A 12,688-nucleotide genomic window follows, 5' to 3' on the forward strand; every position below is an offset into this window, starting at 1 on the left:
GCGTCGTAAAAGATATGGTTTCATATTTCTCGCTGTCAAAATCTCTTCGGAAATGTTTACACCAAACAATTGGGCGGCTTTTGCCTTTCATCAGAAAATTTATAAGTAAAAAGGTAGGTACGAGCAGAGTTTGAAGAAATGTCCCGGGAACACCGGCGATTGCCTTCTACCCTTGCACCTCCCGGACAAGCCTTTGCCCGGCAGCGTTCAATTCATAACGTGTGCGCTGCGTGCGCGGATCGCGCTGCCTGATCCGCACATAACCATGGTCCTGCCCGAGCACTGCAATTTCCCGGAGCACGAGAGCATGGGCAACGCCGAGCAACCGCGCAAAGGTTCGGCTGTCTGAGGCGATATCCAGCGCCAGCCCAGCCACAATCCCCGCACCGAGCGCGCTAAGATTGCCGGACGCAGCCATAAGAGCATCGACGAACGCCATATATTCCGCCTCGCTCTCGTCCATCATGCGGCAGCCGACTTCAGGGGACGGAACGAAACAATCACCGACTTTGAGGTCGGCGTGTAGCTTTCATCCCCGGAACTGGCGAGCGGCACCAGCACGTTCATTTCCGGGTAGTAGCCTGCAATGCAGCCGCGCGGAATATCGTAGGGCACGAAGCGAAAATCGCGGGCAATCCGCTCCACGCCGTCATCGAATTCGCCAATAATATCAGCCCGGTCGCCGGCCTCGACGCCGAGATCGGCCATGTCGTCGGCATTCATGAAGACGACCTGACGTTCGCCATAGACACCGCGATAGCGATCATCCATGCCGTAGATGGTGGTGTTATACTGGTCGTGGCTGCGGAATGTCTGCAATACATAGCGTCCGGGCGTGCCGCGCGCCTGCTGGTGCTCGACGGATTCCGGCAGGGCGCCAGTCCAGAAAGTGGCCTTGCCCTTCGTCGTGTTCCATTCCAGTTCCCGGGCGGAGTTGCGCAAATGGAAGCCCGCGCGGAACCCGCACGCGCTTGTTGAAGTCGTAAAAGTCCGGCAATACGCGGGCAATACGGTCGCGGATGAGATCATAATCGTCGGCAAGTTCCAGCCAATTGACCGGCTGGGGCCCAAGCGTCGCCTGCGCCATGCCTGCAATGATCGCCACTTCCGAGCGCAGATGCGGTGAGGCAGGCGCATTGATGCCGCCCGAACCATGCACCATGCTCATGGAATCCTCCACCGTCACGATCTGCGCAACGCCCTTGGAGTTGAGGTCGATTTCAGTGCGTCCCAGGCACGGCAGGATGAAGGAATCCTGCCCCGGCACCAGATGCGAATGATTGAGCTTGGTTGCGATATGGACCGTCAGGCGCTGGCTGGAGAGCGCTTTCGAGATAAGCGGGCTGTCCGGCGTTGCCCGTGCAAAATTGCCGCCAAGGCCGATAAAGGCCTGAGCCGATCCGTCGAGCATCGCGCCGATGGCGCCCAGAACATTATGCCCAGGCTCGCGCGGCACGTTGAAGCCGAACTCCTTTTCCAGCGCATCGAGAAATGCCACCGGAGGCCGCTCGTTGATGCCAACGGTGCGGTCGCCCTGCACGTTGGAATGGCCGCGCACCGGACAGAGGCCCACGCCCGGTCTGCCGATATTGCCGCGCAGCAGCATGAAATTGGTGATTTCCCGGATCGTGATAACCGAATGGCGGTGCTGGGTGATGCCCATCGCCCAGGTGCAGATGACCCGTTCGGATTGCATGTAGATCTGCGCCGCACGTTCGAGCGACTGTCGCAGAAGACCGGACTGATCCTCGATCTCCTCCCATGAGGTCGCGTCGACAGCCGCACGATAGGCTTCCAGTTCCGCCGTATGCGTGCTGAGAAAGGCCCTGTCGAGAATCGATGGCTTGCCTGCGGCGAGCGCTGCATCGTCTGTCGCGAAAACCGCCTTGGCCATGCCGCGGAAAGCGGCGAGGTCGCCGCCAAGACGCGGCTGGAAATAATCGCTTGCTATGGCTTCGCTGCCGCCATGCAGCATTTCAAGCTTGTTCTGCGGATCGGCAAACCGCTCCAGCCCGCGTTCACGGATCGGATTGAAAACGACAATGCGCGCGCCGCGTTCAGCCGCACGGCGCAGATCGCCCAGCATGCGCGGATGATTGGTGCCCGGATTCTGACCGACGACGAAAATGGCGTCTGCCATTTCGAAATCTTCCAGAAGCACTGTGCCCTTGCCGACACCGACCGACTGCTTCAGCGCGACACCGCTTGCCTCGTGGCACATATTGGAGCAGTCGGGGAAATTATTGGTGCCATAGGCGCGCACGAACAATTGATAGAGGAACGCAGCCTCGTTGGAAGCGCGGCCAGACGTATAGAACTCGACGCGGTTCGGACTGTCGAAGCTCTTGAGAATATCGCCGATGGTCTTGAAAGCCTCGTCCCATTCGATGGCTTCATATTGATCAGTCGAAGCGTTGTAACGCATCGGATGGGTCAGGCGACCGGTATTTTCCAGATCGTAATCCGTCCAGCTGCGAAGCTCGGAAACCGTATGTTCGCGGAAAAAGGCAGGTGTGGTGCGCCGGTCGGTTGCCTCCCAGGCGACAGCCTTCACGCCGTTCTCGCAAAACTCAAACGAAGAGCCATGTTCCGGATCACCCCAGGCGCAACCGGGGCAATCGAACCCGTCAGGCTGGTTTGCCTTGAGAAGCGTGCGCGCGCCGGAGAGTGGAGCGCCGCTGGCGAGCAATTGCTTGCCGCAGCTTTTCAATGCACCCCATCCACCCCGCAGCAGCGGATCGTTTGCCGATGAAACCGGTTTTGGTGGCCTTGCTCATCCGTTACCCTCTAACCCGATTGCGGGCTCAGTTGCAGGAACGCCTTCTCTGATCGGCAGGAAGTTGCCTTGGGCGTGTGGCATTACCATAAGAGGAATTAGCCGGTCCTTCAATTAACCGCGAGGCAATTGTTATTCGATACTTGTTCGTACTTGATTTCAGCCGCGCGATCCGTCATGCGATTGGTCAAGAAAAATTACCACAAGGGGTGGGATAGATGCCCAACATCGTTGAAATCGCCGATCTGAAGCGGCTTGCCCAGCGCCGCGTCCCCAAGATGTTCTTTGATTACGCGGATTCTGGCGCCTGGACCGAGTCGACCTACCGCGCAAACGAGGACGACTTCAAGAAGATCAAACTGCGCCAGCGCGTTCTCGTCGACATGACGAACCGCTCGCTGGAAACGACGATGATCGGTGAAAAAGTGTCCATGCCGGTGGCTCTCGCCCCAACGGGTCTGACCGGCATGCAGCACGCTGACGGCGAAATGCTGGCGGCGCAGGCAGCTGAAGCCTTCGGCGTTCCCTTCACCCTTTCGACCATGAGCATCTGCTCCATCGAAGACGTTGCTTCGGTCACCAAGAAGCCGTTCTGGTTCCAGCTCTATGTGATGAAGGACCGCGACTTCGTGAAGAACCTGATCGGCCGCGCCAAGGCTGCGGGCTGCTCTGCATTGGTGCTGACGCTCGATCTCCAGATTCTGGGCCAGCGCCACAAGGATATCCGCAACGGCCTTTCCGCCCCGCCGAAATTCACACCGAAGCATATCTGGCAGATGGCGACCCGTCCGGGCTGGTGCCTTGGCATGATGGGCACCCAGCGCCGCACCTTCCGCAACATCGCCGGTCACGCCAAGAACGTCACCGACCTTTCCTCGCTCTCCTCCTGGACGGCGGAGCAGTTCGACCCACAGCTCAACTGGAACGACGTTGCCTGGATCAAGGAACAATGGGGCGGCAAGCTCATCCTCAAGGGCATTCTCGATGCCGAAGACGCAAGAATGGCGGCGAAGTCCGGTGCAGATGCGATCATCGTGTCGAACCATGGCGGACGCCAGCTCGACGGCGCGCCATCTTCAATCTCCATGCTGCAGCCGATCGTTGATGCTGTCGGCGACGCGATCGAAGTTCATGTCGATGGCGGCATTCGTTCCGGCCAGGATGTGCTGAAAGCCCGCGCGCTCGGCGCGCAGGGTGTCTTCATCGGCCGCCCGTTCCTCTACGGCCTCGGCGCCATGGGCAAGGACGGCGTAACGCTGGCGCTTGAGATCATCCGCAAGGAGCTGGACGTCACGATGGCGCTCTGCGGTAAGCGCGACATCAACGAGATCGACAAGTCGATCATCCATTCCATTAACTTTTGACGATGTCTGGAGCCGGCCCCGTGCCGGCTCCTATACTTTAGCTATTACTTATAAAATATCGCGCTTGGCGCGAGTGCCGGTAGAAAATACACCGCAGGGTTACTTAATAACCAAGTGTTAAACATATCTCTTTACCATATCCGGCAATGCGGCTTGTGAGCCGATTTTCTGTTCGGATTTGGAGTGGGAACCGATGAAGTGCATTTCCGCCATTGCCATCGTGGCTGTCAGTCTGATGGCGGGATCGAGTGCGGCCTTTGCCGCTGATATAATTGCAGAGCCTGTTATTGAGCCAATGCCGGAACCGGTCAATGCCTCCGGCTGGTATATCCGTGGCGACCTCGGTTACAATTTCAAATCCAGCACGGGCGGTGAGTGGAACTTCTGGAACCAGTTCGATCCGCCCTATCGCGGCATTGACGACACGCTGCGTTACGACGATTTCAACCTCAAGGCAGGTGCAACCTACGGCGTGGGTGTCGGCTATCGCTTCACCGACACATTCCGCGCCGATGCCACGCTGGACTACTTCCGCGCAGGCATCAACGGGCGCACCCCCTGTCCGAGCTATGTGAAGTCCGGGAAGGGGCTCAATCCGGTTGAGGACAATTGCAACTATGAGGATTCGTCCACGGCCAATATCTGGACGGCCATGGCCAACGCCTATGTCGACCTGCCGCGTACCGGCCCTGTCACGCCTTATCTCGGCGCGGGCCTTGGTGCTGCCTATGTCAGATATGACGACTGGAAATCCCATGAAGTCTGTGCTGGCTGCACCTATTCCAGCGAAAAGGGCGGACTGGACAGCTGGCGTTTTGCAATGGCTCTCATGGCCGGCGTCAGCTATGACCTCACCGAACAACTCAAGCTGGATGTTGGCTATCGCTATATGCGTATCAATGGCGGCAAGGCCTATGGATACGATGCCGACGACCGCAACACGAACCCTTACGGCAACGCCGAAGGACCGGGCGCTACCGGAACGCAGGCCAAGGACAACGGTTTCAACATGCACACGATCCGCGCCGGTCTGCGCTACGAATTCCGTTAAGCATCCTGCTCACTTGAATAGCAAAGCCCGGTTCAGCCGGGCTTTCTTCATTTCAGCCGCGTGAAACCGGCGCTTTCGACAACAGCACCGTGCGGATGGCGAAACTGGAATGAATGCGCGCGACGCCGGGCAATCGCGACAGGATTTCCTTGTGAATGACCTCATAGGCCGCAGCATTTTCAGCTTCGACGCGCAGAATGTAATCTGCATCACCCGTCATGAGATAGCATTCCTGCACTTCGGGATGCCGCCGCACCGCTTCCTCGAAACGGTTCAGAAATTCCTCCGTCTGCCGGTCGAGTGTAATGCGCACGATGGCGACCAGCCGCTCATCGCCACCGGATGAGCCGACGATGGCCGTATAGCCACGGATAACGCCGCTTTCCTCCAATATCTGCACCCGTCGCAGACAGGCGGACTGGGAAAGCCCCACCTCGCTGGCCAGCAGGCTGTTGGTCATGCGACCGTCACGGCGCAGGCAGCGGATGATGTTGCGGTCTATACTGTCGAGCGTTGCCATGAATAATCTTCAACCGAAAAGCTAAAATATGCGCAAGTTGTGCGGAAATTCGCATAATATGCGATAAATAGCAAAAACATTCGAATAGTCTTCGATTAATATACGAGCAAGCTGTGGGTGTGAGGAGCGGCCGGGTTTCTCCGCCGGGGCTTTATACGCTCTGGGCGGCGCGCGATCCATATCGCCAGCGGCTTTCAGGCGTTCTCATTGAGTAGTCGGATGCTTGGAAAGAACCGCGTAAATGGTTGATATGGCGATGCAATTTTCACAGGACGAGCGTGACCTTGCCGCCGGCGGCGTCTTGACCATCGATCTTGCGGCGCTGCGGCACAATTATTCGGCCATTGCCCGTCATATCGCGCCCACGCGCGCCGCCGCTGTCGTGAAGGCGGATGCCTACGGCCTCGGAGCGAGCCGCGTTGCCCCGGCCTTTTACGATGCCGGTTGCCGTGATTTCTTTGTCGCCCATCTTGGCGAGGCCATTGCGCTGAAGCCGTTTCTCCAGCCCGATGCGACACTTTACGTTCTGAACGGCCTTCAGCCGGGAACGGAAGCAGCCTGCGCTCGCGACGGCATCCTGCCCGTGCTGAACTCACTCGAACAGATCGAAAACTGGGGGGCACTCGCCGCCAGACAGGGCAGGAAACTGCCTGCCCTTCTGCAACTCGATACCGGCATGTCGCGTCTTGGCCTCTCCGCCAGTGAATTCGAGCGTCTTCTGGAAAATTTCGCGCTACTGGACAATATCGACATCAAGTTTGTCATCAGCCATCTGGCCAGCGGCGACGAGCCGGAAAATGCGGCAAACGCGCGCCAGCTTGCCAATATGACGGCCCTGCTTGTGCGACTGCCGAAACTTCCGGTTGCCTTCGCCAATTCCGGCGGCAGCTTTCTTGATAAATCCTATCATTTCGACCTCGCCCGCCCCGGCGTCGCGCTTTATGGCGTTGGGCCCGAAAATGAGATCGTTCCTGTCCTCACCCTTTCGGCACGTGTCATTCAGGTGCGCGATATCGACAAGGGCGCGGCGGTTGGCTATGGCGGCACCTATGTCGCTGAAGGCCCGATGCGGGTTGCGACCATTGCGGTGGGCTATGCCGATGGCTGGTTCCGCTCTCTCAGCAACAAGGGTTCTGCCTTTTTTGGCGATACGCGCCTGCCGATCATCGGTCGCGTCTCGATGGACTCGATCACGCTTGACGTCAGCGCATTGCCGGAAGGCACGCTGAAACTCGGCAGCCTTGTGGAACTGATTGGTCCGCACCAGCGTCTCGAAGACGTGGCGCGCGACTGCGACACCATTCCCTATGAAATTCTGACTGCGCTCGGCAACCGTTATGCACGTGTCTACGTGGAGAGCGGCGCGAGCGACATAAAAGCATAAGACAAGAGGCGAACATGCAGATCACCATCCTCGGCAGCGGCGTCATCGGCGTTACGACCGCTTACTACCTCGCCAAGCTCGGTCATGAGGTAACCGTTGTCGACCGCGAAGAAGGCCCGGCACTGGAAACGAGTTTCGCCAATGCCGGCCAGGTTTCGCCCGGCTACGCCTCGCCTTGGGCTGCTCCCGGCATCCCGTTCAAGGCCGCGAAATGGCTGTTTCAGAAGCACGCGCCGCTCGTTCTGCGCCCGACCTGCGATCCGGTCCAGTACAGCTGGCTTCTGCAGATGCTCGCCAACTGCACCGACAGCCGCTACAAGATCAACAAGACCCGCATGGTGCGCGTGGCCGAATATGCGCGCGATTGCCTTGTCGATCTGCGCAAGGATACAGGCATCGAATACGATCAGCGCATGCAGGGCACGCTCCAGCTGTTCCGCGAACAGTACCAGCTTGACGGCATCGGCAAGGACATTGAGGTGCTGCGCCAGGACGGCGTGCCGTTCGAAGTGCTCGACCGCGAAGGCTGCGTCAAGGTGGAACCGGCGCTTGCGCATGCGAAGGACAAGTTCGTCGGTGGCCTGCGCCTGCCGCATGACGAAACCGGCGACTGCTTCAAATTCACCAATGCGCTGGCAAAGATTGCCGAAGGGCTTGGCGTGAAATTTCGCTTCGGCGTCAACATCAAGTCGCTGCTGATGTCGGGCGGCAAGGTTTCCGGCGTCGAGACTTCGCAAGGCATTCTGACCGCCGACCGCTATGTGGTTGCGCTTGGCAGCTACACGCCTGCACTGGTCAAGTCGCTCGGCCTCAACGCCCCGATCTATCCGGTGAAAGGCTATTCGATTACTGCGCCGATCATCAATGAAGAACGCGCCCCGGTTTCGACCGTACTCGATGAGAGCTACAAGATCGCCATTACCCGCCTTGGCGACCGCATCCGTGTCGGCGGCATGGCGGAAGTGTCGGGCTTCACCAAGGATTTGCCTGCCGCGCGCCGCGCAACGCTGGATCTGTCGGTCACCGACCTGTTCCCGGGCGGCGACCTGAAAGCTGCAACCTTCTGGTCGGGCCTGCGCCCGATGACGCCGGATTCCACGCCGATCATCGGTGCAACGCGCTACGACAACGTGTTCATCAATGCCGGTCATGGAACGCTTGGCTGGACCATGTCGTGCGGTTCCGGCAAGCTGCTCGCCGACCTTATTTCCGGCAACAAGCCGGATATCCGGGCGGACGACCTTGGCATTTCCCGCTACGAATAAGAGAATGCCTGTGCGCCGTCAAAAACTTGGCGGCGTGCAGGCGCTGACGATTTCGCACGGCACCGGCCCGACGCAACGAAACCGGTGCGGCAGCTTCGAGGAAAAATAATAGGCATCGCCCGGCCCCAATATGCGGCGCTCGGCTCCAACCGTCACTTCAATGCGGCCTGAAATGACGATGCCGCCCTCCTCGCCCTCGTGCATTAGAAGCACTTTGCCCGTGTCCGAACCGGGCTCATAACGCTCCTTCAGCATCTGCAACGAACGCGAAAACAGGTGGTCCCCCACCTGCCGGTAGGAGATCGGCCCCTTGCCGATTTCCACAAGCTCCTCCGCCTGATAGAATACCTTGTGCGGCGCATCCGGTTCGAGCGCGAAAAACTCGGCCATGCCGATGGGAATACCGTCGAGAATGCGCTTCAATGCGCCGACCGACGGGTTGGACTGATTGGCTTCGATGAGGGAGATGGTCGAATTGGTCACGCCTGCCCTTTTGGCAAGCTCGCGCTGTGACAGATTCTGCCGCATGCGCACATAACGAAGCCTCCCGCCGATATCGATGCTCATCGAACCTTCCCTTCATGTTTATGATGTTCGATATAGCACAAACCTGACAATTATCCCACATGAAAACAATAGCTTAATATTCTGAAGAAAAGGACTTGTTGCCCTTCGCAAAGCGTGTCCTGCTACCCTCAAACAGGAGGACACCATGCTCACCAAAACCAATGCGCCAAGCCTTGAGAATTTCTGGATGCCGTTTACCGCAAACCGGCAGTTCAAGGCAGCGCCTCGCCTGCTCGCAAGTGCTTCGGGCATGTACTACACCGACACCGACGGCAATCAGGTTCTGGACGGCACGGCAGGTCTGTGGTGCTGCAACGCCGGTCATGGCCGCAAGCGCATTACCGAAGCGGTCGAACGCCAGATTTCCACCATGGATTTCGCGCCCACCTTCCAGATGGGCCACAACGTCGCCTTCGACTTTGCCGAAAAGCTCGCCGCCATTGCGCCCGGCGGACCGGATGCGAAGCTCGACCGCGTGTTCTTCACCAATTCCGGCTCGGAATCGGTCGACACCGCCCTGAAGATCGCCATCGCCTATCAGCGCGCCATCGGCCAGGGCACCCGCACCATGGTTCTGGGCCGCGAAAAGGGCTATCACGGCGTTGGTTTCGGCGGCATTTCCGTCGGCGGCCTCGTCAATAACCGCCGCGTCTTCCCGCAGATTCCCGCCGATCACCTGCGCCACACGCTCGATATCGAGAAGAACGCCTTCTCCAAGGGCCTGCCTGCGCATGGCATCGAACTGGCGGATGATCTGGAACGCCTGGTGCAACTGCATGGCGCGGAAAAGATCGCTGCCGTCATCGTTGAACCGATGTCCGGTTCGGCTGGCGTCATCCTGCCGCCGAAGGGCTATCTGGAGCGCCTGCGCGCCACGGCAGACAAGCACGGTATCCTCCTGATCTTCGACGAAGTCATCACCGGTTTCGGCCGCCTCGGCACGCCGTTTGCCGTCGATTATTTCGGCGTTGTGCCTGACCTCGTGACCACCGCCAAGGGCCTGACCAACGGCGCCATCCCGATGGGCGCGGTCTTCGCCAGCCGCAAGGTGCACGATGGCCTGATGACCGGCCCGGAAAACGCCATCGAGCTTTTCCACGGCTATACCTATTCCGGCCATCCGGTTGCCTCCGCCGCCGGTCTCGCCACGCTGGAAGTTTATGCCGAAGAAGGTCTCCTGACCCGCGGTGCGCAGCTTGCCGACCACTGGCAGGAAGCGTTGCACTCGCTCAAGGGCGCTTCGAACGTCATCGACATCCGCAACCTCGGTCTGGTCGGCGCCATCGAGCTTTCATCGCGCGAAGGTGCACCGGGTGCCCGCGCCTATGACGTCTTCGTGGATTGCTTCAAGAAGGGCCTGCTGATCCGTGTCACCGGCGATGTGATTGCCCTTTCGCCGCCGCTGATCGTGGAAAAGGAACAGATCGACACGATCGTTTCCATCATCGGCGACGCAATCAAACGCGCAGCCTGACCAACACCCAGGTCATGCTGCCTTTTAGCCGCCGCTGTTCCCCTGCGGCGGCTTTTTTCCACTCCACTTATCCCTGCGAGGGCGTGAAGTTCGCCACAAGCGCATGGCTGTCTCCGGGATAGGTAAAGCGCACATGCGTCACCGGCTGATCAGCGTTCCAGGTCTGGCGTTCGATCACCAGACAGGGCGAACCCAGCGGAATACCAAGCATGCCCGCATTTTCCTGCGTGGCGGCAATTGCGCGGATGGAATGTTTTGCGCTGCTCCACGGCACGCATGAAACAAGCCAGGGGCCAGGCGAATTTTCGGCAAAGTCGGTTGACGCCGCCGTTGGAACCGCATCCAGACTGATGATGCGCTCCTCCAGGGCAAAGACGCGCTTGCCCGCAAAGTGACGGCAGACGAGTTCCACCAGCGGCGTATGGCGCGGCATATCGATATGCCTTGCGTCGGCTGGCCCGCTCAACCGCTCGCGCCTGCTCGTCAGTTCGAACCGATAGGCGACACCAAGCGCCGCCACCTCATCGCGAATATCGTGGATTTCGAGGATTGCCGCCTGCGACTGCGGAAAGGAGACGAAGCTTCCCGACCGGCGCTTGCGCTCGATCAGGCCCGCCTTGGCAAGCTGGGTCAGCGCCTTGTTCACGGTCATGCGCGAACAGCCGTACTGTTCCGTCAGTTCATGCTCGAACGGGATGCGATGGCCGGGCAGCCATTCCCCCGACAGGATGCGCGATTCGATATCGTCCAGAATACGCTGATGCAGCGAAAGCGCCGGTGTTTCCTTTGCGATCGAATCTCCGCCAGCCATGCCGTCTCCTGTCAGGCGAGTAATTCGCCTATGGTTTTCTGGAAAGCACGCTCGGCTTCATCGCGCAAGCGGTGACGCCCGCCTTCCACCTGTTTAACGCCGCGCACCCATACATCGTTGATATGGGCGCGACCGCCGAAAATCCAGCCGTCCAGCACCGCGTCGCCTTTTGCATGCGGCAGACGCCCCGCATCAAGCGCAATGAAATCGGCTGAAGCGCCAATTTTCAGGCCATCGCCGGCGCGTCCCATGGCGATATTGCCGCCCGCAACCGCGCCATCGAACAGCGCGCGTCCGGTCGATCCTTCGTTTTCGGCCAGCACATTGCGGGCGCGATGGAACAGACGCTGCGAATATTCGAGCTGTCGCAACTCGTCGCCAATGCCGATCAGCACGTTCGAATCCGAGCCAATGCCGAACTTGCCACCGGCAGCGGCAAAGACCGTCGCGTTGAAAGTGCCGTCGCCGAGATTGGCTTCCGTCACCGGGCAGAGACCGGCAATCGCACCCGCCTCGGCCATATGCTTCGTTTCATCGTCAGTCATGTGGGTTGCATGAATGAGGCACCAGCGCGACGACAGGTCCTGATTATCGAGTAACCATTCGACCGGGCGCTTGCCCGACCAGGCGATGCAGTCCTCGACTTCCTTCACCTGCTCGGCCACGTGGATATGCACCGGCGCATCGGGCAGAAGCTGCGTAACGACCTTGAGTTCATCCGGCGTGACGGCGCGCAAACTGTGCGGCGCAACACCCAGAACAGCGCCATCGAAACCCGCCAGCGCCTGTTTGCAGCCTTCCAGCAGTCGCGCAAAGCGCTCCGGATCGTTGATGAACCGGCGCTGGCCTTCATTGGGAGCCGCGCCGCCAAAGCTCGAATGCGCATAAAAGACCGGCAGGAGCGTCAGGCCCATACCCGCCTTTTTGGCAGCGGAGACAATACGATCCGTCATTTCAGAAAGATTGGCGTAAGGCGCGCCATCACGATCATGGTGCAGGTAATGGAATTCGCCGACGCGCGTAAATCCAGCCTCCAGCATATCGACGTAGAGGCGCAGCGCCACGGCTTCCGCCTGTTCGGGCGACATGGTGAGCGCGAATTTATACATGATCTCGCGCCAGCTCCAGAACGAATCGGCGGACGGGCCGCGCCGTTCCGCAAGTCCTGCCATGCCATATTGGAAAGCGTGGCTGTGCAGGTTCGGCATGCCCGCGATGACGACAGCATGAGGCTCATCACCCGGCTTCACGGACGAACCCGCTTCGAGCGACACGATCTTTCCATCAGCAATGCCGATCCGCACGTCGTCGGCCCAGCCGCTCTCGAGGAGTGCCTGACCGGCATGGACAAAACGTGTTTTGAGCGTGGCATCTGACATGGATAGGCTCTCCTCGGCTTCGTTCTCATGCATTTCGACGCAAAGCGGTTTCCGCTTTTGGATCGAAAATGCTCCGGCGCATTTTTTTCTTTGCTGT

General features: G+C 59.3%; 10 protein-coding genes and 1 pseudogene. 5 read left to right on the forward strand and 6 right to left on the reverse strand.

Features of this window, described 5'->3' with window-relative positions; genetic code table 11:
* Positions 1-166: 166 nt before the first annotated feature.
* The gene (locus OINT_RS08995) at positions 167-466 is read right to left on the reverse strand and encodes a hypothetical protein (protein ID WP_006467486.1); all 300 of its coding nucleotides are present in this window, start codon (positions 464-466) and stop codon (positions 167-169) included.
* Positions 463-2,777 (reverse strand): annotated as a pseudogene (locus tag OINT_RS09000) (FdhF/YdeP family oxidoreductase). Before OINT_RS09000 ends, OINT_RS08995 begins: the two are co-directional and overlap by 4 nt.
* 217 nt (positions 2,778-2,994) lie before the next feature.
* On the opposite strand from OINT_RS09000, the gene OINT_RS09005 reads away from it, so the two are divergent.
* Together OINT_RS09005 and OINT_RS09010 are read left to right on the forward strand one after the other, a co-directional pair.
* Positions 2,995-4,140, forward strand: a complete 1,146-nt coding sequence (locus OINT_RS09005; RefSeq protein WP_006467487.1) for an alpha-hydroxy acid oxidase — start codon at positions 2,995-2,997, stop codon at positions 4,138-4,140.
* A 193-nt stretch (positions 4,141-4,333) separates the two neighbouring features.
* On the forward strand, positions 4,334-5,191 hold the full coding sequence (locus OINT_RS09010) for an outer membrane protein (protein ID WP_006472849.1): 858 nt from the start codon (positions 4,334-4,336) through the stop codon (positions 5,189-5,191).
* 52 nt (positions 5,192-5,243) lie between these two features.
* Here the strand turns inward: OINT_RS09010 and OINT_RS09015 are convergent, their stop codons facing one another.
* A complete protein-coding gene (locus OINT_RS09015; RefSeq protein ID WP_006467489.1) occupies positions 5,244-5,711 on the reverse strand; it encodes an Lrp/AsnC family transcriptional regulator in 468 nt (155 codons plus the stop codon).
* 241 nt (positions 5,712-5,952) lie between these two features.
* On the opposite strand from OINT_RS09015, the gene alr reads away from it, so the two are divergent.
* Positions 5,953-7,095, forward strand: a complete 1,143-nt coding sequence (alr, locus tag OINT_RS09020) for an alanine racemase (protein ID WP_006467490.1) — start codon at positions 5,953-5,955, stop codon at positions 7,093-7,095.
* Between the two features lie 14 nt (positions 7,096-7,109).
* Positions 7,110-8,360, forward strand: a complete 1,251-nt coding sequence (locus OINT_RS09025; RefSeq protein WP_006467491.1) for a D-amino acid dehydrogenase — start codon at positions 7,110-7,112, stop codon at positions 8,358-8,360.
* Between the two features lie 18 nt (positions 8,361-8,378).
* Here the strand turns inward: OINT_RS09025 and OINT_RS09030 are convergent, their stop codons facing one another.
* Positions 8,379-8,927 carry a cupin domain-containing protein gene (locus OINT_RS09030; RefSeq protein ID WP_006467492.1) on the reverse strand — a complete coding sequence of 183 codons (549 nt, stop codon included), beginning with the start codon at positions 8,925-8,927 and terminating at the stop codon, positions 8,379-8,381.
* A gap of 145 nt (positions 8,928-9,072) precedes the next feature.
* Here OINT_RS09030 and aptA point away from each other — a divergent pair, with 145 nt between their 5' ends.
* On the forward strand, positions 9,073-10,401 hold the full coding sequence (aptA, locus tag OINT_RS09035; protein ID WP_006467493.1) for an omega-aminotransferase AptA: 1,329 nt from the start codon (positions 9,073-9,075) through the stop codon (positions 10,399-10,401).
* A 67-nt stretch (positions 10,402-10,468) separates the two neighbouring features.
* Here aptA and hutC read toward each other — a convergent pair whose 3' ends face one another.
* Positions 10,469-11,212: a histidine utilization repressor gene (gene hutC / locus OINT_RS09040; RefSeq protein WP_006467494.1), complete on the reverse strand. Its 744-nt coding sequence runs from the start codon at positions 11,210-11,212 to the stop codon at positions 10,469-10,471.
* Between the two features lie 11 nt (positions 11,213-11,223).
* On the reverse strand, positions 11,224-12,591 hold the full coding sequence (locus OINT_RS09045) for a formimidoylglutamate deiminase (protein WP_031353090.1): 1,368 nt from the start codon (positions 12,589-12,591) through the stop codon (positions 11,224-11,226).
* Positions 12,592-12,688: the final 97 nt, after the last annotated feature.

The organism is Brucella intermedia LMG 3301, assembly GCF_000182645.1.
GTDB lineage: Bacteria > Pseudomonadota > Alphaproteobacteria > Rhizobiales > Rhizobiaceae > Brucella > Brucella intermedia.